A 22,130-nucleotide genomic window follows, 5' to 3' on the forward strand; every position below is an offset into this window, starting at 1 on the left:
TCCGGCGCCACGCGTCCCTTCTCCCCGTCAGAACGGGAGAAGGTGCCGGCAGGCGGATGAGGGGCAGTCCTCAAGCACCGAACACGATGCCCGACGCCCAAACGCCTCACCTACATCCGCACCCGCTCCGCCCGCGGGTCGTACATCGGCTTCAGCGACGCCTCGGCCGCGACCCGCGTCCCGGCGATCTCGATCTCGAAGCGCGAGCCGAGCACGTCGTCTGCGCTCTCGCCTTCCGAGGGCACGTAGCCGAGGCCGATGGCGCCGCCGAGGTGGTGGCCGTAATTGCCTGATGTGATCGTTCCGACGATCTTGCCATCGCGAACGATCGCCTCGTTGTGGAAGAGCAGCGGCTCCGGATCGGCGAGACGGAACTGCACCAGTCGGCGTGAAAGACCGCGATTGTGCTTGGCAAGCACCGCTTCCCGACCGATGAATTCGCCCTTGTCGGCTTTGACCGCAAAGCCGAGACCGGCTTCGAGCACATGGTCCTCGTCGGTGATGTCGTGGCCGAAATGGCGGAACGCCTTCTCAATCCGGCAGCTGTCGAGCGTATGGATGCCGCAGAGCTTGAGCCCCAGATCCTGCCCCGCCTCCTCCAGCGCCTCAAACACGTGCGCCGTCTGGTCGGTCGAGACATAGAGCTCCCAGCCGAGCTCGCCGACATAGGTAACGCGGTGCGCACGGGCGAGGCCCATGCCGACCTCGATCTCGCGTGCCGTGCCGAAGGGATGGGCGGCATTCGAAAAATCGTTGGGGCTCACCTTCTGCATCAGCTCGCGCGCCTTCGGCCCCATGACGCAGAGCACGCTTTCGCCGGCGCCGACATCGGTGATGACGACAAATTCATCGGCGAGATGTTTGCGCAGCCAGGCAAGGTCGCGCTGCAGCGTGGCGCCCGGCACGACCAGCAGGAAGGCGGTTTCCGAAAGACGCGTCACCGTCAGATCGCTTTCGATGCCGCCGCGGGCGTTCAGCATCTGGGTGTAAACGATGCGGCCGGGCTCGACGTTCATCTCGTTGGCGCAGAGCCGCTGCAGGAAGGAAAGCGCATCGCGCCCCTCCACCCGGATCTTGCCGAACGAGGTCATGTCGAACAGGCCGACGCCGTTGCGCACGGCGAGATGCTCGGCCTTCTGGTTCTCGAACCAATTCTGCCGCTTCCAGGAATAGCGGTATTCGCGCTCCTGACCGTCATTTGCAAACCAATTGGCGCGCTCCCATCCCGCGACTTCGCCGAACACGGCGCCGCGCGCTTTCAGGTGTTCGTGCAGCGGCGAACGCCGCACGCCGCGCGCCGTCGCCATCTGGCGATAGGGGAAGTGATCGGCATAGAGCAGGCCGAGCGTCTCCGAGACGCGATCCTTGAGATAGGCGCGGTTCTTCTGGAACGGCTGCGCCCGGCGGATATCCACTTCCCAGAGATCGAAGGGCGGCTCGCCGTCGTTCATCCATTGGGCGAGCGCCATGCCGGCGCCGCCGGAGGAGACGATGCCGATCGAATTGTAGCCGGCTGCCACCCAATAGCCCTTCACTTCGGGCGCTTCGCCGAGATAGTAGCGGTCGTCGGGCGTGAAGCTTTCGGGGCCGTTGAAGAAGGTGTGGATGCCCGCCGTTTCCAGCATCGGCATGCGGTTGACCGCCATCTCCAGGATCGGCGCGAAGTGGTCGAAATCGTCAGGCAGCTGGTCGAAGCAGAAATCCTCGCGGATGCCGTCCATGCCCCAGGGCTTGGCCTTGAGCTCGAAGGCGCCGATCAGCATCTTGCCGGCATCCTCCTTGTAATAGGTGCACTCGTCCGGCACGCGCAGCACTGGCAGGCGCTTGAGCTCCGGGATCGCCTCGGTGACGATGTAGAAATGCTCGCAGGCGTGCAGCGGCACGGTGACGCCGGATTGCCGCGCGAACTCCCGGCCCCACATGCCGGCGCAGTTGACGACATGATCCGTCTCGATTGTGTAGGTCTCGCCGTTCTGCTCGCAAGTGACGCCGGTGACCCGGCCGTCCTTCTTCAGCACGGCCGTCACCTTGACGCCCTCGATGATCGTCGCGCCGTTCTGCCGCGCCCCCTTGGCCAGCGCCATGGCGATGTTGGCCGGATCGCATTGGCCATCGAGCGGCAGATGCACCGCCGCCTTCACGTCCGAAGTGTTGAGGTGCGGATACATCGCCTTCACTTCATCAGGCGTGATCTCGCGCACGTCGACATTGAAGGCGCGCGCCAATGACGCCTGGCGATAGATTTCCTCCTTGCGTTCCTCCGTCAACGCCACCGTGATCGAGCCGTTCTGGCGCATGCCGGTGGAAATGCCGGTCTCGGCCTCGAGCTTGACGTAAAGATCGGCGGAATATTTCGCCAGCCGCGTCATGTTTTGCGACGCGCGCAGCTGGCCGATAAGGCCGGCCGCATGCCAGGTCGTGCCCGAGGTCAGCTGCTTGCGCTCGAGCAGCACCACGTCGGTCCAGCCGAGCTTGGCGAGATGATAGGCGACGGAACAGCCGGAAACGCCGCCGCCGATGATGACCGCACGGGCTTTCGAGGGAATGGGCTTGGTCATGCGCGCAGTCTTTCATTGGAGGGATCCCAGAGCGGCTGGTCCGCCTCGACCGTCGCCTTGAAGCGGTCGCCGAAGATCTCGACCTCGATTTCCTTGCCGGGCACGGCAAGATCAGCGCGCAGCATGCCAAGCGCGATCGACTTGCCGACCCGGTAGCCCCAATTGCCCGAGGTCGTCTCGCCGACCACCTGACCATCGGACCAGAGCGTCGACATGTAAGGCGCGTCGCAGCCGTCGGCGGCGACCGTCAGGGTGACGAAGCGCTTGCTCACGCCCTGCTGCTTTTCGCGCTCCAACGCCGCCTTGCCCTTGAAGCCGGGCTTGCCCCAGTCGACGAAGCGCTCGAGCCCGCCCTGCAGGATGGTGTAGTCGGTCGAAAGATCGCCCTTCCAGGCGCGATAGCCCTTCTCGATGCGCAGGCTGTCGAGCGCCTCCATGCCGAAGGGTTTGAGGCCATGCTTCTGACCGGCCGCCCAGACGGCGTCGAAGATGACGGCCGTATCCTCCACCTTGGTGTGGATTTCCCAGCCGAGCTCGCCGGCGAAGGAGACACGCACCAGCTGGCAATAGCGGCCGGCGATCTGAGCGGTCTGGTGCGTCAGCCAGCCCTTGGCGAGATCAGCATCGCTGACCTCGGCGAGGATCGCGCGCGACTTCGGCCCGGTCAGGATCTGGCAGGAGAAGGACTTGGTGACATCGTCGATGGTGAAGGCGGCATTGGCCGGCCGGTGCTTCGTCAGCCACTCGAAATCGTGCCACTGCGCCGTTGCGGCGGTGATCAGGAAGAAGAAGTCCTCGTCAATCATCATGACCGACATTTCGGTGACGATCCGGCCCTTGTCGTCCGCGAAATAGGCAAGGCCGATACGACCCGGCTTCGGCACGCGCCCGGTGATGAGGCCCGAAAGCCACGCGGTCGCCCCCTCGCCCTTCACCCGGAAGCGCGAGAAGCCCGGCAAATCGAGAATGCCGGCGGCATCGCGTACGGCCAGACACTCCTCCTCGATGCGCTTCGCCCACGGCCCCGCGCGACCCCAGGTCTGCGTCGCACCTTCAGAGGTGTCGTCGCCGGGTTTGGCGTACCACATGGCGCGCTCCCAGCCGTTATAGGGCTTGAACTGCGCACCGAGTGCCTGGATCCGGTCGTGGATCGGTGACAACTTCTTGCCGCGGCCCGCCGCCCAATAGTGTTTCGGGAAATGCATCGCGTACTCGTGGCCGTAGATCTCCATGCCCTTGGCGATACAATAGTCCTGGTCGGTATAGTCGGTGTAACGGCGTGGGTCGCAGGACCACATGTCCCACTCCGTCTGGCCCTCGGTGATCCATTCGGCCAGTACCTTGCCGGCGCCGCCGGCCTGACAGATGCCGAAGGTAAAGACGCAAGCCTCAAACGCATTGGGCACGCCCGGCATTGGGCCGATCAGCGGGTTGCCGTCGGGTGCATAGGGGATCGGGCCGTTGATGATCCGCGACAGCCCGGCCGTGCCGAGGATCGGTACGCGTTCGACGGCGTCGTTCAGGTACCATTCCAGCCGATCGAGATCGTCGGGGAAGAGCTGGAAGGAGAAATCCTCTGGCATCGGATCGTCAGGCGTTATCCAATGGGCGCGGCAGTTGCGCTCATAGGGCCCGAGGTTCATGCCGTTCTTCTCCTGGCGGAGATAGTAGGAGCTGTCGACGTCGCGAAGAAGCGGCAGCTTGTGGCCCGCCTCCTTCGACCAGGCGGCAAGCTCCGGGATCTCGTCGAACAGGATATACTGATGGCTCATCACCATCATCGGCACGTCGCGGCCGAACATCTTGCCGACCTCGCGGGCATAGTAGCCGGCGGCGTTGACGACGTATTCGCAGCGGATTTCGCCCTGCGGTGTGGTGATCACCCATTCGTCGTTCTCTCGGCGCGCCGCCGTGACGGGACAGAAGCGGATGATTTTTGCGCCCATGTCGCGCGCGCCCTTGGCGAGCGCCTGCGTCAGCTGCGCCGGGTCGATGTCACCGTCATAGGGATCGTAGAGCGCGCCGGTCAGCTCGTGCGTTTCGAGGAAAAGGTAGCGGGCGCGCATCTCGTCGGGCGACAGGATATCGAGATCCATGCCCTGGTAGCGACCCATGCCGACGACGCGCTTGAACTCCTGGAGGCGCTCCTTGGAGTGGCCGAGCCGGATTGAGCCAGTGACGTGATAGTTCATCGGATAATCGACGAGTGCGCCGAGGTCGCGATAGAGCGATGCCGAGTAGCGCTGCATGTTCATGATCGACCAGGAGGACGAAAACGTCGGCACGTTGCCGGCCGCATGCCAGGTCGAGCCCGCCGTCAGCTCGTTCTTTTCCAGAAGCACGCAATCGGTCCAGCCGGCCTTGGCAAGATGGTAGAGCGAGGAAGCGCCGATCGCTCCCCCACCGATGATCACGACCCGTGCGTGCGACGGCAAATTCGACATCAACTGTTCCCTCGTTTTGGCGGAATTCTTGCCGGGGAAGCAGTGCGCCATCAAGCGACGGAAACAGGCTTTATTGATCGACAAATTCGATTAGATTGAAGCGATTGCAAAGGGAGCGCATGGCATGCAGGTGGAACTGATCGAAACCTTTCTCGACCTGATGGAAAGCCGCTCCTTCAACCGCACCGCCGAGCGGCTGAACATCACCCAGTCGACCGTCTCTCATAGGGTCAAGGCGCTCGAAGCCCAGTTCAACCGCAAGCTCTTTACCCGCAACAAGGGCGGAACGGTGCCGACCGCCGCCGGCCTGCGCTTCCTCGACTATGCAAAAGCGCTGCAAAACCAGTGGCATGAGGCAACACGCGCGGTCACCAGCGCCGGTGCGCTGGAGCGCTCCATGCGCCTCGGCATCCAGCACGACCTGGCCGAGGCCTTCGCCGGCGAATGGATGGCGGCAATTCGGCAGGACTTGCCCGCCACCGAGGTCTATATGGAGGCCGATTATTCCAACCAGATGAACCGAGACCTCGGCGCCGGCGACCTCGATCTTGCGATCCTCTACACGCCCCACTACCTGCCCGATCTCTATTACGAACGGATCGGCGATCTGCATTACGTGCTGGTCAGCACCGAGGCGCGCGAACTGGCCGAGGTCCGCTCCGAGAACTATATCCGCGCAAGCTATTCGCCGACCTTCGACCGTGCCCACCGGCTGGCCCTGCCGCACCTTTCCGCAGCCCTGCTTTCGGCCGGCCAGAACATGGCGATCACCCGGCTGCTCGCCGCCCTTGGCGGCGCGGCCTATGTGACGGCGGCAACTGCGGAGCGGCTCGCCGCGGACGGATTTGCCGATCGGGTGCAGGATGCGCCGGCCATCGCCCAGACCGTCTATGCCGCAACGAGCCTTCGAACACGCCACGCGCACCAGCACCGCAAGATCATCGGCGCCATGGGCGCGCTGCTCTCGACGTTGCCTGTTCCGAGCGGGCCTTAAAGCAATTCCAGGAAAAGTGTGAAGCGGTTTTCCGGCCGGAGGTGCGTCGTTTCAAAGACCTAGTAACGGCCCTTGAGTTGCCCCTTCAGCCGCTCGGCATCCGCCTCGGTCACGCCTGGCGGCGCCACCACCTGCATCCAGGCGTCGATATAGTGCTCGGGTGCGTAGACATGGCCGTAGCCGATCGGCGAAGTCGTCGCGAGCGCCATGTCGGCGAGCAGCTGGAACATGGTGACGACCGGGAACCACCGGAGCGCCGGCGAGACGTCCGCACCGCGCGGCGCCTTCATCCAGTCCGGCTCGCGGTAGAAGGAATGGGGATCGAAGAAGGTGATCGGGTCGCTAGCATATTGCAGGTAGACGATGCGGACATTGCCCCAGCGAGCCCCCGGAATTTCAAGCGCGTTTTCCTGGTTGGTGAAGCGGATCACCGAACCGTCGCGATAGAGCGGCCGCCATTCGGGTGAGCCGGGATTGCGATTTCTCGTTATCTGCAGCCAGGTCTTGGTCGGGAACGGCGAGCCGACCCAGAGCGCGCCCTCGAACGGATCGCTGATGATGTCGAAGGGATCGACCGAGCCTTGCGAGTTCATCGAACCGAGGCTTAGGCCATAGAGATAGAGCCTCGGCCGCTTGTCCTTCGGCAGCGTCGTCCAGTAGCCATAGACCGCATCGAACAGCGCATCCGCAGTCTCGGCGCCGTATTCCGGCTCGACCAGCAGCGACAGCCAGCTCGTGAGGTAGGAGTACTGCACCGCGACGCTGGCGACATCGCCCTTCAGGAGATATTCGAGCGAATCGAGACCGGGCGGGTCGATCCAGCCGGTGCCGGTCGGCACCACGATCAGAAGATTGGCGCGTTCGAAACCGCCGACGCGTTTCAGTTCCTCCAGCGCCAGCTTCGCACGTTCCTTGGCGGTTTCAGCCGAATTGAGGCCGGCATAGACGCGCAAGGGCTCCTTCGCCTCGCCGCCGAAGAAGGCGCCGATGTCCTTTGCCGCCGGTCCGGAGGCGATGAACTGGCGTCCCTGGCGGCCGAGCTCGTCCCAGGTCATCAGCGACGCCCTGCTGCCCGTCTTCAAGGGATCGGTGGGTGGGGCTAAGTCGGGGTCGATCAACGCGTCGAGCCGCTGGAACGAGCTGTCGGCCGCATGCAGCGCGAAGCGGAAGATGACGCCATCGGCGGCCGACCAAAAGAGGGCCAGCGCCGCAATCACGCCGGCGACCTTCGCCAGCGGCCGCGTCAGCACATGCTCGAAACGACGGGTGAGAAACCGGAAGGTCAGCCGGAACAGCCGCGCCAAAAGCACGATGGCGACGAAGACAAGCGCCGCGATCAGCCCGAGCTTGAAGGGTTCGGCGCTCTCGACCGGAGCGAGCCCCATGATCTCACGCACCGTGTTCTGCCAGTAGGCGGTGCGCCAGAGGAAGGTGAGCGCAACGGCGATGCAGCCGAGGGCGGCGGCCATCTTCACGATGAAGCCGGTGCGTCCGCGTATCTCCGGCAGGTCAAGCAAGGACCAGACCCAACGCAGCAGCACGCCGATCGCGTAGCCGGCGCCAAGCGACAGGCCGGAGATGACCGCCTGCACCACATAGGGACGCGGGATGAGGCTCGGCGTCAGCGACATGGCAAAGAAGAAGACGCCGACGATCAGCCCGGTGGTCGAAAACGATGCGAGCAGCGTCAAGAGAAACCGTGGCACCGGCAACCTCGACAGCGGCGTCTGTTGAAGATGTTCCATGGCGTCGGGCCCCACTCATGCTGACACTGTCACCGGAAGACCATAGGCCGTTCCGCCGCCGGCAATGTCGCTTCCCCGACGTGTCCAGTCAATTGCCGCAACCGGAAGACGCACGGACGCAAGCTGGACTCTGACGGTCGCACCCCTCACGCCCGGGTCACCTCGATCGGTGTCTTCATGATGATTTCGCGGTGCGGGAACGGGATCGAAATACCGGCCACCTTGAAGGCGTCCCACAGCGCCATCATCACCTGGCCGCGAATGTTGGTCAGCCCGTTGCTCGGATCGGAGATCCAGAACCTGAGCTTGAAATCGAGTGACGATGCGCCGAAGCCGGTCATCCAGCAGACCGGCTCCGCGTGGCCGCTCGCAACCCGTGGGATCGATTTGGCAGCCGCGATGGCAATGCGCGCCACCTCGTGCGGATCGCTGTCATAGGAAGTGCCGAAACTGACCTCGATGCGGACGAAGTCGCTGGAGAACGACCAGTTCACGACCTGCTGCGAAATGAAGTCCTCGTTCGGAATGAGGTATTCCTTGCCGTCCCTGGTGATGACGGAGACGAAGCGGGAACGCAGGTCGCGCACGGAACCGAAGGTATCCCCAAGCGTGATCGTGTCGCCCGGTTTGATGGATTTGTCGAGCAGGATGATGATGCCGGAAATGAAGTTGGAGACCACCTTCTGCAAACCAAAGCCGATGCCGACGCCGACCGCCCCGGAAAAGACCGTCAGCGCGGTCAGGTCGATACCGGTCGCGGACAGCGCGATCGCACCGGCAAAGCCGATCAGCACGATCTTGACCAATTTGCTTATCAGCACCTTGAAGGACGGCGTGAGTTCTGCCGACCGCTGGATCCAGTGCGCCGAGACGTTGCCCAACAGCACGGCAAGCCAGATCAGCGCGGACGAAAGCACGACAGCCTTCAGGACGAGCAGCAGCGACAGACGAACGGCACCGAGGTTGACGGCAACGCCATCAAGGGTCGTCAGGATCACCCGGTCCAGCCCGACCGCATAAAGCGCAAAATAGATCCAGCCCACGACGGCGGTGACGCGCGCCAGCGTCTGGTTGCGGATGATGCGGGTGAGCACGGAAATCACGAACCAGGCGGCCGTCAGGGTCAGCGCAGTCGCCACCAGCCAGCGATACGACGGCCAACCGAAACGCAATATCATCCCATCGGCGATCCAGAGCCACACGATCAGGAAAAGCCAGCGCAGCCGCCGCATGAAGGCGATGATGACGCGCAGCAGGTCCGGATTGCCCTTGATCAGGCGGGCGCGGGCTTCGACCAGCGGCTCTATCCGCTTTGCCAGCGCGCCGCAGATCAGGTAGCCGGCAACGATGATGGCGATCTGATAATACGTCCACTCGTTCAAAAGGACCGTCCGCGACGAGGAAGCGACGGCGTCGAACGCTTCTGCGAAATCCATCGTCTCTCTCCGAGAGAACCAGGCGTCCGACCGAGCGTTTTTTTTGGGGGGGGACGCCCTAATCCTTTGAATCTAGGGCATCCTTGACACTTTCAATGCCGCCACCCGAAGCCGGTGCGTCGATCCCCCTTGAATTCGGATGCCTCGCAAGATCCGCCGCACCTACAAAATCGTGGCAGGACCGGAGAAAATCGAGCGTCTTCAAAGGATTATTGCCGGGTGGACGCTAGATCCGCCGCTCCTTGATCGTGTTCATGACGAAGCTCGTTTCGATCGAGGCGACGCATTTTAGCCGCGCAATCTTTTCCTTGATGAAGCGCTCGTAGTGCTCGAGCCCGGCGCTCATCACCTTCAGCACATAGTCGCGCGAGCCGGTCACCAGATGGCATTCGAGCACCTCGTCCCAGCCGCGCACCGCCTCCTCGAACATCACGATCTCGTCCTCGTGCTGGCGGCTGAGCCTGACGGTGGCGATTGCGGTCATCGTCCAGCCGTCGATCGACGGATCGATCAGCGCCGTATAGCCGCGGATCACACCGGTCTCCTCCAGCCGCCGCAGGCGGCGGAGACAGGGCGAAGCCGAGAGCCCCACGCGCTCGGCAAGTTCGTTGTTGGTGAGGCGCGCGTCCGCCACCAGCTCCTTCAAAATCCTGCGATCCGTCTCGTCGGCAATTTTCTGCGCCATATCTTTCCAACTCAGCCAATTCTTTGCGCAACTCAAAGACATCGGGCCGGAAATAGCAAGGATCGGTCCAAGCATCTGATATAATTTGCCAGTTAGTCGAGTCCGCTTCCCTTCAGGAGACAAGTCATGACCGCACCGCATCCCTCCAAGACCCACATCGGAAACCACAAGCTGCATCCCGAAACGCAGATGCTGAACTATGGCTACGATCCGGAACTGTCCGAGGGCGCCGTCAAGCCGCCGGTGTTCCTGACCTCGACCTTCGTCTTCCGCTCAGCCGAAGAAGGCCGCGATTTCTTCGATTTCGTTTCCGGTCGGAAGGAACCGCCAGCGGGTGTCGGCGCCGGTCTCGTCTATTCGCGCTTCAACCATCCGAACAGCGAGATCGTCGAGGACCGCCTCGCCGTCTACGAGCGCACCGAGAGCTGCGCGCTGTTCTCGTCGGGCATGTCGGCGATCGCCACCACCCTGCTCGCTTTCGTCAAGCCCGGAGACGCGGTGCTGCACAGCCAGCCGCTCTATGGCGGCACCGAGACGCTGCTTGCCAGAACCTTCCTCAATCTTGGTGTTGCGGCCGTCGGCTTTGCCGATGGAGTCAATGAAGCAGCCGTCAGCGCCGCCGCCGAAGAGGCGATGGCGAAGGGCCGCGTCTCGGTGATTCTCGTAGAAACACCAGCAAACCCGACGAACAGCCTCGTCGATGTTGCCATGATCCGCCGCGTCGCCGATCAGATCGGCAAGAAGCAGGGTCATACCCCTGTGGTCGCCTGCGACAACACGCTGCTCGGCCCGGTCTTCCAGCGGCCGATCGAACACGGCGCCGACATCTCGCTCTATTCACTGACCAAATATGTCGGCGGCCATTCCGACCTCATCGCCGGTGCGGCTCTCGGTTCGAAGGCTGTCATGAAGCAGGTAAAGGCGCTGCGCGGCGCGATCGGCACCCAACTCGATCCGCATTCCTGCTGGATGCTCGGCCGTTCGCTGGAAACGCTGTCGGTGCGCATGCAGAAGGCCGACGACAATGCCCGCGTCGTCGCCGAGTTCCTGCGCGAGCACCCGAAGGTCGAGCGCATCCACTACCTGCCCTTCCATGACGAGGATTCGCCGGTTGGCCGCACCTTCAGGGCGCAGTGCACCGGCGCCGGATCAACCTTCTCCTTCGACATCACGGGTGGCCAGGACGCGGCATTCCGCTTCCTCAATGCGCTGCAGATCTTCAAGCTCGCCGTCAGCCTCGGCGGCACGGAATCGCTCGCCAGCCACCCGGCGGCCATGACCCATTCCGGCGTGCCGATCGAGGTGCGCCACCGCATCGGCGTGCTGGAATCGACCATCCGCCTGTCGATCGGTATCGAGCATCCGGATGATCTCGTCGCCGATCTTTCAAACGCCCTGTCGGTCGCCTGACACGATATCGCGGCCGCCGGTCGAGCCGGCGGCCTCCTAGATCATTTCATTGTTTCGCCGAAACAGTGAAAAGATCTAAGTCTTTGAAATAACGCAATTCCGGACGGAAAACCGTTTCACACTTTTCCTGGAATTGCTCTAGTGCGAGAGAATGTTGATGATGTTGCCGAAGGGGTCGCGCATGAAGAAACGGCGCACGCCCCAGGGCTCGTTGGTGATGTCGTAGACAATCTCCACGCCTGCCGCCTTGGCGCGCGCGTAAATTCGATCGACGTCGTCCACTTCGATCGAAAGCACCGGCACGGGTGTATTGTTGCCGCCTTCGCTGGCGACGCTCAGTTGCGGCATCGCCGCAGCACCCTTGGCCGCAAAGGTCCGGATCCATCCATGATCCATCACCACGTCGAGCTCCAACAAGTCGCCGTAAAAGGCTTGTGCCATCTGTGGGTCCGGGGCGTGGAGATTGGAGACGATACGCAAGACAGTCATGGGTTCTTCCTTATCCGGCGAGCAACGGAGCGCGCTCTGCGCTCACAGGTGTCGGTTTTCACGGCGATGCGGCCATACTGCCTTCCAAACGTGCCTGATTGAAGAGGGAATCGTCGGACAGCCTCAGGGTGTAGCAACCGCCGCCTGAGGTCGCAGGCCCGCACCGGCAAGCGCCACGCGCACCAGTGTCGCCGCCGCCTTGCCTGCCGTTTCCATATAGCTGGCATCCCGGTGCAGCAGCACCACGGCGAAGCTGCCGTCGAGCAGAAGCAGGATCTGCTTCGCCAGCATGATCGGCTCGGCAATGCCGGCTTCGATAAAGGTCTCGGCCATCCACGCCTCAAACTTCTTCTTGTGGGCTGCACCGATGCGGATTGCCGGATGGCCCGGCATGTTGGCCAGTTCCGCCGAAGTGCGCAGGAAACCGCAGCCCTTCCACTTCGGGTGACGTGCCGCCCGCGCCAGGTTGACGAAGATCGCCTCGACCTTAGCGGCCAGTTCCCCTTCGGCCGTGTCGAACCACTTCCGGAAAAGCTTGAGATTGGGCTGGTCGCGGCCTTCGAGATAGGCGGCGATCAGCTCGTCCTTGCTTTCGAAGTGGTAGTAAAGGGTGCGTTTGGTCACGCCCGCCGCTTCGGCCACGGCATCGACGCTGACGGCGCGGATACCCTCCGCATAGAAGAGCTTTTCCGCCGCTTCGACGATCACATCCCGGGTCGATTTCTCTGCCTTCGCCATCGCTCAAGTATACCGACTAGTGAATATACATGGCATCTTCACTCACCTAGCCTCTCCCCGTCAACCCTAGCCGGAGAGCGACCATGTCCAAGACCGTACTGATGCAGATTTCCGAGGGGATCGCCCTCTTCACCCTCAACCGCCCGGAGAAACTCAACGCGCTGAACTATGAGCTGATCGACTGGCTCATGGTCCTTCTCGACACGATCGAAGTGAACGACGCTGTCGGCGCGGTGATCATCACCGGCGCCGGCGACCGCGCCTTCTCCGCCGGCGGCGATATCAACGAGTTCTCCGAAAGCGTGGCTGCGGGCGTAAACCCGGCTGTGCGCGATTTCGTCCGCCGCGGCCAGCTTCTGACGGCGCGGCTCGAAGCCTTTCCGAAGCCGGTCATCGCCGCGGTCAACGGCATCGCCTTGGGCGGCGGCTGCGAGATCACCGAGGCTGTGCATCTGGCGATCGCCAGTGACCGGGCGCGCTTCGCCAAGCCGGAGATCAAGCTCGGCATGCCGCCGACCTTCGGCGGCACCCAGCGCCTGCCGCGGCTTGCCGGCCGCAAGCGCGCACTCGAATTGCTGTTGACGGGTGAGGATTTTTCGCCGGAACGCGCTAGGGATATCGGGCTCGTCAATCACGTCGTCGCCCATGAGGAGCTGATGCCCGCCGCCCGCGACCTGGCCAGCCGCATCATGGGCTATTCCCCGCTTGCCGTCCGCTCGATCATCACCGCCGTCACCCGCGGCCTCAACATGTCGATCGCAGAGGGGCTGCTGGTGGAAAGCGAACAGTTCGCCCAGATGGTGCCGACCGACGATCTCTCCGATGCGCTCGCCGCCTGGAAGCGACGGCACGTCCACGACGACCCGCCGCGCGACGGTTCCTTCTCGCGCCACTACTAAATTCAACCAAACGGTTGACAATCTTCGCAATCGAAGTGATATTCAATAACATGGTTGAATATCAGAACGAACATCTCGATGCCGTGTTCCACGCGCTTTCGGATCCGACGCGCCGCGCCATGCTCCAGAACCTTTCGCAAGGCGAGAGACTGGTCGGCGAGCTTGCGGCCCCCTTCTCGATCTCGCTGGCCGCGGCATCGAAGCACATCAAGGTGCTGGAAGGAGCAGGTCTCGTGCGCCGCGAAGTGAAAGGTCGCACGCATGTATGCCGCCTCGATGCAGCGCCGATGCATGCAGGTATGGAGTGGATGCGCCACTACGAAGCCTTCTGGCGAACGCGCATTGACGCACTTGAGGCGCTGCTGCTCGCCGACGACGCAACTGTTCAAAACGATACGGAGGAAAAGCCATGACATCGCCTGCCACAGCCTTTGCCAGCGCCGACTACGGCCGCGTCATCGCCCCCGATGCGGTGCGCATCGAACGCCTGCTTCCCGGCCCGATCGAGCGGGTCTGGTCCTATCTGACAGAGGAAAACAAGCGCCGGCTCTGGATGGCATCGGGAACGATCGGCTCTTCCGAGGGTGCAGCGGTCGAACACGTCTTCCGCCATTCGGGACTGACGACAGAGGATGATCGACCGCCGAAAAAATAGGCCGATCACGCCGGCGAGGTTCGCAAGCACGGGCATGTGCTCGCCTGGGAGCCACCGCGCCTGCTCGCCTATAGCTGGGACGAAGGCACGGATACGCCCTCCGAGGTCCGCTTCGAACTCAGCCCGCGCGGCGACAAGGTGCTGCTGATCGTCACCCATACCCGGATCGCCAACCGCGGCATCATGACGAGCTTCTCCGCCGGCTGGCACGTGCATCTCGACCTGTTGCGCGACCTTTTGGAAGGAGAGCAGCCTGCAGCCTTCTGGAGCAAGTTTGCTGAGCTTGAACAGCAGTACGACGCGCGCATCCCCAAGCGCTGACCGCCCGAGGTGACGAGACCTCAGAAGGGTGCACCGGCAAGGATTGACCGCCTTGCCGGTGCTTTTTGTCACGTGCGGGCGAAACCGAGGATGAAGAGCGCCAGCGAACCGATCGAGGCGAAGGTGCGCACGTGGTTCCACCAGACCCAATCGGTGAGATAGCGCCCAAGCCACAGATCGGTCGCGGCCTGCCCGGGTGCAGCGGCCGCAAGCGCGTCGTTCATCGGCACGTTGAAGACGATCGTCACCAGAAGCACGCCGACGACATAGACCAGGCCGCCCGCGGCCAGCAGCCATCGGCCCTCGCCGCCCGAAATGAACGCGACGACAATCAGCGCCAGGCCAAGCAGCGCCGTGCCCATGAAGGCGCTGAGGAAGATCGGGTTCTGGATGACGACGTTGATGGCGTTCATCGCGGCGATCCCCTGCTCCGGCGGCAGCCGCGACAAGGCTTGCATGATGCAGACCGAAAAGATGAAGAACAACCCGGCCATCAGGCCGGAACCGATCGCGGCGGCAAACGCCAGAGCGGGGATCAGCGGGATCATGCGGCAATACTCCAGACACCAGTTGCTGCGGTCTCGCGGGCGTAGGTTGCAAAGTCGCGCGGCCGCCGCCCAAGCACGCGCTCGACGTCAGACGTCACACTCGAATTGCGCCCGTCGAGCACCGAGGTGAAGAGATAGCGGATGAGTTCGACATAGTCATCAGGCACACCGTCAGCCTGCAATTGCGCGGCGAAGTCGCCAACCGGCACGGCCTGATAGGAGATCGGGCGTTTGGCCGCGGCAGCGATCTCGGCCACGGCTTCAGCAAAGGTCATCAGCCGCGGGCCGGTCAGAGAATAGACCTTGCCGACATGATCATCGTCGAGAAGCGCTTCAACCGCGACGTCAGCGATGTCGTCGCAGCTGACGAAAGGCTCGGTGACTGTATCCACGGGCAGGAAGACCGAACCGCTTGAGACCCCCTCGGCCAGGAAGCCTTCGTTGAAGTTTTCGAAGAACCAGCTCCCCCGAACGATCGTCCAGTCAGCGCCGGAGGCCTGCAATTCGCGCTCGGCCGCTTCCGCCTCGTCCTCGCCGCGCCCCGACAAGAGCACCAGCCGCCTGATGCCGGCGCCCACGGCAAGGCTTGCGAACTTGCGGATGGTCTCAACAGAGCCGGGCACCGCCAGATCGGGCTGGTAGCAGACATAGATGCGATCGACATTTTCGAGCACATTCGCCCAGGTCGCCTCGTCCGTCCAGTCAAAGGACGGTGATGCCGAGCGTGCGCCGATGCGCACCGCAACACCCCGCTCTTGAAGGCGCTCAGCCACCCGCCGCCCCGTCTTGCCGGTACCGCCCAAAACCAGTGTGACTTTCTGAGACATCGTTTCCTCCTAAGGTTCATCAACAAACATGAGCATCTCTCACATTTGCAAATGTGATAAATCCTCGTATTTTAAGAGTCAAGCCAAAATGTGAGCATCACTCATGATTACAGAAACAAGCCCATCCGCGGTTCCCGCCGAAGACGAAACCGCCCTGCGCCGGACACCCAGCCAGAAACGCAGCCGCGAGCGCGTCGAACAGATCCTAGCCTGCGCGACGGCGCTCATTCAGGAAAAGGGCAGCGACGCCATGCGCATGAGCGAAGTTGCTGAAAAGGCTGGAATTTCGATCGGATCGCTCTACCAGTACTTCCCCGACAAGGCGGCGATCGTGCGCACGCTGGCCGAGCGCTACAATGCCGTGTGCAACGAGTGCATCGCGGCCGAGCTTGCCAAGGTCACATCGCTCGCAGAACTGCGCGACGCTTTCTCGGTGCTGTTCGACATCTACTACGACATGTTTCTGGCCGAGCCCGTCATGCGCGACATCTGGTCGGCAATGCAGGCCGACAAGGCGCTGCGCGAGATCGATCTTCTGCAAAGCCGCGCCGGCGGAAAACTGCTTGCCGATGTCTGGGCCCGGCTTGTGCCCGAAACCCCGCGCGAAACCATCGACAGTGCCGCTTTCCTGATCATGCATCTCGGCGATTGCACCATGCGGCTTGCGGTGTCGGTCGATCGCGCCGAGGGCGACCGCATCGTCGAGGCCTATAAACGCATGATCATCCGCGATTTTGTCGCGGATGGACCGGGCGGCGGCGCAAGTCCAATTGACATATTAGGGGTGCGATCCTAATCATCAGAGATCGATTGGTTCCCGGGACACGAACGTGTTTCGGGAGTAAACGGGAACGTGACGGATGGACCCATGCTGGGCATTCACATCACGGCCGACCCCGCGACTGTAGAGCGACGTCGATCTGCCATTCCGGAGCGATCCGGAAGAAGCCACTGGAAGAGACCACGAGAGGGTGGTCGATCTGGGAAGGCGAGGCTGATCCAGGGCTTCCCGCCCAGCGCCGTGAGCCAGGAAACCTGCCACTCGATACGGGCATAGGGCCCACACCGGGAATTTCCCGATGCCATCACGGAGGTTGTCATGGCTACGTCTACTGTTTCGAGCATTCCGCTCTCCCTCAGCGATCGTCTGACCGCTGGCGTCATCGCGCTCTTCATCGGCGCATTCCTCGTCTTCGGCGCCGGCCTTGCCAACTCGGCAGTGCTGCACGACACCGCGCACGACACCCGCCACTCCTACGGCTTCCCCTGCCACTAAGACGATGTTCCGGAACGTAACTCACGTTCCGCATCGAAGTGTCTGCGGACATGAACGCATCCGGCCTGTGCCGGATGTCGGTGTTTGTGCATGCCGGTTCGTCCGGCGCGCAACGGCCGTCCGCATGACAGAACGGGAAGGCTTGCAAACCACGCCGCAGCGCGTGGGTTTTGCCGTTATCGAGGGAATTCAAGATGATTGTCAGAACGCTTCTGGCCGCGATCGTGGCCGGACTGATTGCCGGTGTCTTCATGACCGGCGCCCAGGAACTTAGGGTAACCCCGCTGATCCTGCATGCGGAGGAATTCGAAGGCGAGGCTCCGGCCGCAACCGAACAGCCCGCTGCACAGCCTGGAACGACGCAACCCGCCGCCGAGGGTCACGACCAGCATTCGTCGCTGAAGGCGGTCTCGCCGCTTGGCGCCCTGCTCGACACGCTTTCGCCGATCACGCCGGCCTATGCGCATGAGGGCGAACACGAGGAAGGCGGCATCATGTTCGGCATGAGCCGGTTCTCCGGCACGCTCATCGCCAATCTCGTCACCGGCTCCGGCTTCGGCCTGCTCTTGGCCGGTGTCAGCCTGGTGATCGGCTATCCGATCACGCTCAGGAACGGCGCGCTCTGGGGCGCCTGCGGCTGGCTTGCCGTGCACATGCTGCCGGCGATCGGCCTGCCGCCGGAACTGCCGGGTTTCCCGGCCGCCGAACTTGGCGACCGCCAGACCTGGTGGCTGGCAACCGTCGCCCTTTCGGCCGTCGGCCTCTATCTGGTGGTGCTGCGCGAAGAAATCGTGTCCAAGGTCGTCGGCCTCGCGTTGATCGCCGCGCCGCACGTCTACGGCGCGCCGCAGCCATTAGACATTTCCAGCAACGTCCCGGCCGTGCTCGGCGCCGAGTTTGCGGTTGCCGCACTCGCCACCACGCTCGCCTTCTGGATCGTGCTCGGCGTCGTCTCCGGCTTCATCAACGAGCGTTTCGCGAGAGCAAACTGATCCGGCCGATCACGCCCCCCCCGTGGGCACCTGAACAAACGACGGCGGGGTTCAGGCCCCGCCGTTTTGCATGAGATGCGCGGCCAGCCGCGCGCGGCGATCGTCCGGCTCGAGCAGGACGCAAGTATCGCAGAAGCTGCCACCCTCCGTTCGGAAATAAAGACAACAGCCGCAACGGATCCGATACTGGCGCGACAGTTGCGCGCCGCTTGCCGGATCGACCGCGGAGATCTCCTCGTAGCAGAGCTCTTCCGAGAACAACCGCGAGCCCCGCCGCTTGACGATCGCAAGCGCCTCGGCCATGCCGCGCGCCTCGTCACCGATCGCGCGACCGATCTCCAGGAACGCTCCGGCAAGGGAATCCGCTGCCAGCCGCCACTGCGCCCCGGAAGAAAGCCCGGTGCGCTTTTTCAGGACCGCGATGACCGGCGCCAGATGGGCCGTGAAGCCGCGCTCGAAAGCGCTGATGCCTTCGGCATGCTGCGGCCCTTCCGCCAGACCGAGGCGGAAATGATAACGCTTGCCGGCAACTTCCCGGTCTTGGTGGAGGCGGGTCCAGTCTTCGAAGCGAATGCCGGCGATCTGCGCCTGAAGACCTGCGCCAAGATAGAGCGCGCCGAGAACCACGCTCAGCTGGCGGCTGTAGAAGGCGATCAGATGTGCCGCCCGGATCCGGTCCGTCATGCCGATTGCGAAAAAGTCCTGATAGGCAAGGCTCTCCTCGATCCCGGCCCCGCCAGCGGCCCAGAAGGCGGCCGGTGCGCTGAAGGCACTGTCCGCCGGCCCGAGCGAGACACCGGCGTCGGGGAACTGGGCGTGCAACCGCTCGACCACCGCCTGCGCCTGCGGTGAATATCCCTCGACCGTCTGCGCCATCCGCTGGTGATCTCTCGAATTCATGCCGTCTCCGTCGCCAGCCAGCCGCCCTCATATCCCGCGCGCTCAAGACCGCGCCGGATCGCCGGCAGGCTGCGTGTCAGCTCCCAGACGAAGCCGCTCCGCCAATTCTCGATCATCATCACGACGAGCCCCTGGTCAAGGCCGACGACACGCTCGTCGATCCAACCCGCGGGCCCCTGGCCTGGAAGGCTCGGATTGAAGCCGCCCGGAAAGCGCCCCTCTCTCAGCAGCCCGGGATAGCCGGCCGCGACATGGCCGAGGGCCGATAGGGACGCATCCGGATCGAAAGGCAGACAGGCCGCTGCAGCCCAGGGCACGAGCGTGCCGTCATCCGGACCGAAGGGTGCGCCGCGGTTGACGTAGCCCAAAAGCCGCTGCCAGCGTCCGTCCTTGAGGCGCAGCCGGCCGCGTGGCGCATGGCAGGCACTGATCCCCCAGAGGCGTTCGCCATAGCCGGCGAAGCCACCGGGATTTCGCCACGCATGGTCGCGCTGCAGCGCGATGGCGCGCCGGGTATTCTCGAAGTAATCCGTCCCCCTTTCGCGCATCGGCCGATCGCCGAGACCGCGAAGGTCAAGCCAGGCCTGCGGGAACAGGTGGATGAACAGCGGCGCCGCATGGAGATGGGGCCCGCCGTCAGCCGCGATCCAGTCGTAACCCTCCGTAAAGGCGGCGTAGTGCTCCGGCTCGATCGCATGATCGGGCGCCCCGAGCGCCAGCACATAGAGCAGCAGCGCCTCGCTGTACCCACGCCAGCGATGCTTCAGGAACCGGCCGGGCGGGCGCCAGCCCATCGTCAGTGTGTCACTGCGGTTCAACGCCCAGCGCCAATCCACGCGAGCATAGAGCCTTTCGGCGAGCGTGCGGATCTCGCATTCCCCCGTGTCCTCGCCGGAGAAATAAGCGGAGGTGGTCAGGCATCCGGCGATCAGCAGCGCCGTATCGACGGTCGAGAGCTCGCTGCTCCAGGTGCGCTCGCCGGTCCGCATATCGAGAAAGTGATAGTAGAAGCCGCGATAGCCGCTCGCCCGCTGGTCGCGCGACTGCGGGCTCTCGGCCAGGAAGCGTAGCGTGGTCAACACCCGCCCGATCGCCTCGCGGCGCGAAATCCACCCGCGCTCGACGCCGATGGGATAACAGGAAAGGCCGAAACCGGTCGCCGCAATACTCGACGGCGCGCCCGGCAGCGACGTGTCCGCGATCAATCCGGTAGCCGGATCGGCGTGATCGAGGAAGTATCCGAACGCCGCCTTCTGCAGGCCATCGGTTTGAAATAGCTCGGCATTTTCCGTCTGTTTCAGCATTCAGCCCTTCCGGACCCTGGCCCCAGTCATCAGTACTTCTGGGCTAACGCCGGCAAATCACTCTTTGTTGAAGGCCAGCTACACCCAAATGGTCGCCGAAATCCAATCCTGTGTTACATTCTTCTAATCTGACCGCGCGCAATGACTGGTTGAAGCGATGTTGAGCGTGTTGGCGTTGATCCTCTCATTGAGTGGTGGCCCGAGCCCATCGACCGCCGCGTCGACGGATGTCGATGTCGAACTGATCCTGGCCGTCGACATGTCCGGCTCGATGGATCTGGACGAGGCGCGCATCCAGCGCGCCGGTTACGTGGAGGCGCTCCGGCACCGCGATTTCCTCGATGCGGTCGCAAGCGGGCAACTGGGCAAGATCGCCATCGGCTATTTCGAATGGGCCGGAACGGTTAACGAATCCTCCGTCGTCGCCTGGCAAGTGATCTCCACCGCCGCCGACGCCGATGCCTTTGCCAAGCTGATCGAGGCGCGACCGGTCGGCACCCGCCGCGGCACGTCGATCTCGAACGCGATCACCTACGGTACGGTGCTGATCGATTCGAACGCCTTCAACGGCATACGCCGGGTCATCGACGTTTCCGGCGACGGCCCGAACAATATCGGCCCGCCGGTCATTCCCGCCCGCGAGACGGCAGTCGCCCGCGGCATCACCATCAACGGGCTTGCGATCCTCATCCGCCCCTCGGTCTCGACCGGCCCGCTCGACCAGTATTACGCCGAATGCGTCATCGGCGGTCCCGGGTCCTTCGTGCTGCCGGTGCACGAGCCGGAGGATTTTTCGATCGCAATTCGCCAGAAGCTGGTGCTCGAGGTCAGCGGCCTGCCGCCGCCGCCCACCGTCCGCCTGGCCGATGCCCTTCCGGCATCCGACTGCCTGATCGGCGAGAAGCTCAGGCCCGGCTTCCTCGACCGCGTCTATCCCGAACTCGACAAATAGCCCCTCGCCGCCCCTACAGCGCCGCGCGTCTTATCAGACGCGCAATGGTCGCCCTAGCACTTTGAAGCGCTGCATGTTTCGTCCTTAAATCGGGTACGATTTAAGGAAACATGCAGTTGTCGGCGCGCAACCCATGCGCGTCAGATTGTCGTTTCCCTTCGCTTCGCCCGGCGATAAGATGAGCCGTTATTTCGCGGATCGATTCATGTCCTTGACCACCACGCCTCCACTGGCCGACATGGCCACAGACACCGCCGCCGACACTGGCAGTCAGCATATCCGCGACACGTTGCGCGATGCGATCGTCGAGCGGCGACTCGCCCCCGGCACCAAGCTTTCCGAAAGCGATGTCGGCGAACTCTTCAATGTCAGCCGCACGCTGGTGCGCGCCGCCCTGCAGGCGCTCTCCTATGAAGGGCTCGTCAGCGTCGAGAAGAACCGCGGCGCCTTTGTCGCCCATCCCTCGATCGACGAAGCCCGCCAGATCTTCGCGACCCGCCGGCTGATCGAACCCGGCGTCGTTCGTGCCGCGGCGCCCCATATCGGCAAGGCCGAGCTCGCCGAGCTCCGGCGCATGCTGGCGGCCGAACGGCAGCTCACCGAACAGCGCGGCCACTCGGCCCGCCGCGCCGAGATCAAGGCATCAGGCGATTTTCACCTGGCGCTCGCCGATCTCAGCCGCAACGCCATTCTTCGCCGCTTCATGGACGAACTCATTGCCCGCTCCTCGCTGGTGATCGCGCTTTACGGCCAGTCGACCGTTTCGAGCTGCGGCCACAACGAACACGACGAGATCGTCAACGCGCTGGAACGCGGCGACGTCGATACCGCAGCCAAACTGATGGTCCACCATATCGACCATATCGAAGCCGATCTCGACCTGCGCGTCCACAAATCGACCGACCTCAAGGCAGCACTCGAGCTTTAGGGCCCGCCCTCAGACTTCAGGAATCACGA

At 63.4% G+C, this 22,130-nt stretch carries 21 protein-coding genes, 1 pseudogene and 1 riboswitch; of the genes and pseudogenes, 11 read left to right on the top strand and 11 right to left on the bottom strand.

The features are described from left to right. Nucleotides 1-110: 110 nt before the first annotated feature. Nucleotides 111-2,558: a GcvT family protein gene (locus AC070A_RS03250; protein ID WP_112996852.1), complete on the bottom strand. Its 2,448-nt coding sequence runs from the start codon at nt 2,556-2,558 to the stop codon at nt 111-113. After that, a complete protein-coding gene (locus AC070A_RS03255; protein ID WP_113737600.1) occupies nt 2,555-5,002 on the bottom strand; it encodes a GcvT family protein in 2,448 nt (815 codons plus the stop codon). Before AC070A_RS03255 ends, AC070A_RS03250 begins: the two co-directional genes overlap by 4 nt. Before the next feature lie 124 nt (nt 5,003-5,126). On the opposite strand from AC070A_RS03255, the gene AC070A_RS03260 reads away from it, so the two are divergent. Further along, on the top strand, nt 5,127-5,996 hold the full coding sequence (locus AC070A_RS03260) for a LysR family transcriptional regulator (protein ID WP_057253248.1): 870 nt from the start codon (nt 5,127-5,129) through the stop codon (nt 5,994-5,996). 59 nt (nt 5,997-6,055) lie between these two features. Here AC070A_RS03260 and AC070A_RS03265 read toward each other — a convergent pair whose 3' ends face one another. The 3 genes from AC070A_RS03265 to AC070A_RS03275 form a co-directional block, all read right to left on the bottom strand. Next, on the bottom strand, nt 6,056-7,741 hold the full coding sequence (locus tag AC070A_RS03265; protein WP_113737599.1) for an alpha/beta hydrolase: 1,686 nt from the start codon (nt 7,739-7,741) through the stop codon (nt 6,056-6,058). Nucleotides 7,742-7,887: 146 nt separating this feature from the next. Further along, nucleotides 7,888-9,177: a mechanosensitive ion channel family protein gene (locus AC070A_RS03270; RefSeq protein WP_057253244.1), complete on the bottom strand. Its 1,290-nt coding sequence runs from the start codon at nt 9,175-9,177 to the stop codon at nt 7,888-7,890. Between the two features lie 226 nt (nt 9,178-9,403). Continuing rightward, entirely contained in the window at nt 9,404-9,862 is a 459-nt protein-coding gene (locus AC070A_RS03275; RefSeq protein ID WP_057253242.1) for an Lrp/AsnC family transcriptional regulator, read from the bottom strand. Between the two features lie 126 nt (nt 9,863-9,988). Here AC070A_RS03275 and AC070A_RS03280 point away from each other — a divergent pair, with 126 nt between their 5' ends. Further along, the gene (locus AC070A_RS03280; protein WP_057253241.1) at nt 9,989-11,272 is read left to right on the top strand and encodes a cystathionine gamma-synthase family protein; all 1,284 of its coding nucleotides are present in this window, start codon (nt 9,989-9,991) and stop codon (nt 11,270-11,272) included. Nucleotides 11,273-11,410: 138 nt separating this feature from the next. Here AC070A_RS03280 and AC070A_RS03285 read toward each other — a convergent pair whose 3' ends face one another. After that, nucleotides 11,411-11,761: a VOC family protein gene (locus tag AC070A_RS03285; RefSeq protein ID WP_057253238.1), complete on the bottom strand. Its 351-nt coding sequence runs from the start codon at nt 11,759-11,761 to the stop codon at nt 11,411-11,413. A 123-nt stretch (nt 11,762-11,884) separates the two neighbouring features. Then, nucleotides 11,885-12,499 (bottom strand): TetR/AcrR family transcriptional regulator, encoded by a 615-nt coding sequence (locus tag AC070A_RS03290; RefSeq protein WP_112996853.1) that lies wholly within the window; start codon nt 12,497-12,499, stop codon nt 11,885-11,887. Nucleotides 12,500-12,582: 83 nt separating this feature from the next. On the opposite strand from AC070A_RS03290, the gene AC070A_RS03295 reads away from it, so the two are divergent. The 4 genes and pseudogenes from AC070A_RS03295 to AC070A_RS03310 all read left to right on the top strand — a co-directional run. Then, nucleotides 12,583-13,398, top strand: coding sequence for a crotonase/enoyl-CoA hydratase family protein (locus AC070A_RS03295; RefSeq protein WP_057253234.1), 816 nt, complete (start codon nt 12,583-12,585; stop codon nt 13,396-13,398). Between the two features lie 50 nt (nt 13,399-13,448). Continuing rightward, nucleotides 13,449-13,811: an ArsR/SmtB family transcription factor gene (locus AC070A_RS03300; RefSeq protein WP_057254352.1), complete on the top strand. Its 363-nt coding sequence runs from the start codon at nt 13,449-13,451 to the stop codon at nt 13,809-13,811. Beyond that, complete coding sequence (locus AC070A_RS03305) at nt 13,808-14,053, top strand: SRPBCC family protein (protein ID WP_255571046.1); 246 nt, start codon at nt 13,808-13,810, stop codon at nt 14,051-14,053. Before AC070A_RS03300 ends, AC070A_RS03305 begins: the two co-directional genes overlap by 4 nt. Before the next feature lie 24 nt (nt 14,054-14,077). After that, nucleotides 14,078-14,374, top strand: a pseudogene (locus AC070A_RS03310) (SRPBCC domain-containing protein); the annotation flags it as partial. Nucleotides 14,375-14,442: 68 nt separating this feature from the next. On the opposite strand, the gene AC070A_RS03315 reads toward AC070A_RS03310, so the two are convergent. After that, nucleotides 14,443-14,922, bottom strand: a complete 480-nt coding sequence (locus tag AC070A_RS03315; RefSeq protein ID WP_057253225.1) for an anthrone oxygenase family protein — start codon at nt 14,920-14,922, stop codon at nt 14,443-14,445. Further along, nucleotides 14,919-15,749 (bottom strand): NAD(P)H-binding protein, encoded by an 831-nt coding sequence (locus AC070A_RS03320; protein WP_113737598.1) that lies wholly within the window; start codon nt 15,747-15,749, stop codon nt 14,919-14,921. Before AC070A_RS03320 ends, AC070A_RS03315 begins: the two co-directional genes overlap by 4 nt. A 103-nt stretch (nt 15,750-15,852) precedes the next feature. Between AC070A_RS03320 and AC070A_RS03325 the strand changes: the two genes are divergently transcribed. From AC070A_RS03325 to AC070A_RS03335, 3 genes are all read left to right on the top strand, one after another. Then, nucleotides 15,853-16,545, top strand: coding sequence for a TetR/AcrR family transcriptional regulator (locus AC070A_RS03325; RefSeq protein ID WP_113737597.1), 693 nt, complete (start codon nt 15,853-15,855; stop codon nt 16,543-16,545). Next, nucleotides 16,544-16,806: riboswitch (cobalamin riboswitch) on the top strand. (Overlaps the previous gene by 2 nt.) Before the next feature lie 42 nt (nt 16,807-16,848). Continuing rightward, entirely contained in the window at nt 16,849-17,025 is a 177-nt protein-coding gene (locus AC070A_RS03330; protein WP_057253219.1) for a CbtB domain-containing protein, read from the top strand. 194 nt (nt 17,026-17,219) lie between these two features. Beyond that, nucleotides 17,220-18,017 carry a CbtA family protein gene (locus AC070A_RS03335; RefSeq protein WP_113737596.1) on the top strand — a complete coding sequence of 266 codons (798 nt, stop codon included), beginning with the start codon at nt 17,220-17,222 and terminating at the stop codon, nt 18,015-18,017. A gap of 51 nt (nt 18,018-18,068) precedes the next feature. Here AC070A_RS03335 and AC070A_RS03340 read toward each other — a convergent pair whose 3' ends face one another. Together AC070A_RS03340 and AC070A_RS03345 are read right to left on the bottom strand one after the other, a co-directional pair. Further along, nucleotides 18,069-18,917: a (2Fe-2S)-binding protein gene (locus AC070A_RS03340; protein WP_255571047.1), complete on the bottom strand. Its 849-nt coding sequence runs from the start codon at nt 18,915-18,917 to the stop codon at nt 18,069-18,071. Further along, a complete protein-coding gene (locus tag AC070A_RS03345) occupies nt 18,914-20,221 on the bottom strand; it encodes a glucoamylase family protein (protein ID WP_113737594.1) in 1,308 nt (435 codons plus the stop codon). The genes AC070A_RS03340 and AC070A_RS03345 overlap by 4 nt, the downstream gene beginning before the upstream one ends. A gap of 157 nt (nt 20,222-20,378) precedes the next feature. Between AC070A_RS03345 and AC070A_RS03350 the strand changes: the two genes are divergently transcribed. Continuing rightward, nucleotides 20,379-21,173 (top strand): DUF1194 domain-containing protein, encoded by a 795-nt coding sequence (locus AC070A_RS03350; RefSeq protein WP_057253211.1) that lies wholly within the window; start codon nt 20,379-20,381, stop codon nt 21,171-21,173. Nucleotides 21,174-21,378: 205 nt separating this feature from the next. After that, nucleotides 21,379-22,101, top strand: coding sequence for a GntR family transcriptional regulator (locus AC070A_RS03355; protein WP_082616102.1), 723 nt, complete (start codon nt 21,379-21,381; stop codon nt 22,099-22,101). The last annotated feature ends 29 nt before the right edge of the window (nt 22,102-22,130 follow it).

Source organism: Ensifer sp. GW101-20A05 (genome assembly GCF_059424735.1).

Bases quoted from the DNA above. Each gene is read 5' to 3' on its own strand.
- AC070A_RS03250 (WP_112996852.1), bottom strand. From the start codon at position 2,558: ATGACCAAGCCCATTCCCTCGAAAGCCCGTGCGGTCATCATCGGCGGC.
- AC070A_RS03255 (WP_113737600.1), bottom strand. From the start codon at position 5,002: ATGTCGAATTTGCCGTCGCACGCACGGGTCGTGATCATCGGTGGGGGA.
- AC070A_RS03260 (WP_057253248.1), top strand. From the start codon at position 5,127: ATGCAGGTGGAACTGATCGAAACCTTTCTCGACCTGATGGAAAGCCGC.
- AC070A_RS03265 (WP_113737599.1), bottom strand. From the start codon at position 7,741: ATGGAACATCTTCAACAGACGCCGCTGTCGAGGTTGCCGGTGCCACGG.
- AC070A_RS03270 (WP_057253244.1), bottom strand. From the start codon at position 9,177: ATGGATTTCGCAGAAGCGTTCGACGCCGTCGCTTCCTCGTCGCGGACG.
- AC070A_RS03275 (WP_057253242.1), bottom strand. From the start codon at position 9,862: ATGGCGCAGAAAATTGCCGACGAGACGGATCGCAGGATTTTGAAGGAG.
- AC070A_RS03280 (WP_057253241.1), top strand. From the start codon at position 9,989: ATGACCGCACCGCATCCCTCCAAGACCCACATCGGAAACCACAAGCTG.
- AC070A_RS03285 (WP_057253238.1), bottom strand. From the start codon at position 11,761: ATGACTGTCTTGCGTATCGTCTCCAATCTCCACGCCCCGGACCCACAG.
- AC070A_RS03290 (WP_112996853.1), bottom strand. From the start codon at position 12,499: ATGGCGAAGGCAGAGAAATCGACCCGGGATGTGATCGTCGAAGCGGCG.
- AC070A_RS03295 (WP_057253234.1), top strand. From the start codon at position 12,583: ATGTCCAAGACCGTACTGATGCAGATTTCCGAGGGGATCGCCCTCTTC.
- AC070A_RS03300 (WP_057254352.1), top strand. From the start codon at position 13,449: ATGGTTGAATATCAGAACGAACATCTCGATGCCGTGTTCCACGCGCTT.
- AC070A_RS03305 (WP_255571046.1), top strand. From the start codon at position 13,808: ATGACATCGCCTGCCACAGCCTTTGCCAGCGCCGACTACGGCCGCGTC.
- AC070A_RS03315 (WP_057253225.1), bottom strand. From the start codon at position 14,922: ATGATCCCGCTGATCCCCGCTCTGGCGTTTGCCGCCGCGATCGGTTCC.
- AC070A_RS03320 (WP_113737598.1), bottom strand. From the start codon at position 15,749: ATGTCTCAGAAAGTCACACTGGTTTTGGGCGGTACCGGCAAGACGGGG.
- AC070A_RS03325 (WP_113737597.1), top strand. From the start codon at position 15,853: ATGATTACAGAAACAAGCCCATCCGCGGTTCCCGCCGAAGACGAAACC.
- AC070A_RS03330 (WP_057253219.1), top strand. From the start codon at position 16,849: ATGGCTACGTCTACTGTTTCGAGCATTCCGCTCTCCCTCAGCGATCGT.
- AC070A_RS03335 (WP_113737596.1), top strand. From the start codon at position 17,220: ATGATTGTCAGAACGCTTCTGGCCGCGATCGTGGCCGGACTGATTGCC.
- AC070A_RS03340 (WP_255571047.1), bottom strand. From the start codon at position 18,917: ATGAATTCGAGAGATCACCAGCGGATGGCGCAGACGGTCGAGGGATAT.
- AC070A_RS03345 (WP_113737594.1), bottom strand. From the start codon at position 20,221: ATGCTGAAACAGACGGAAAATGCCGAGCTATTTCAAACCGATGGCCTG.
- AC070A_RS03350 (WP_057253211.1), top strand. From the start codon at position 20,379: ATGTTGAGCGTGTTGGCGTTGATCCTCTCATTGAGTGGTGGCCCGAGC.
- AC070A_RS03355 (WP_082616102.1), top strand. From the start codon at position 21,379: ATGTCCTTGACCACCACGCCTCCACTGGCCGACATGGCCACAGACACC.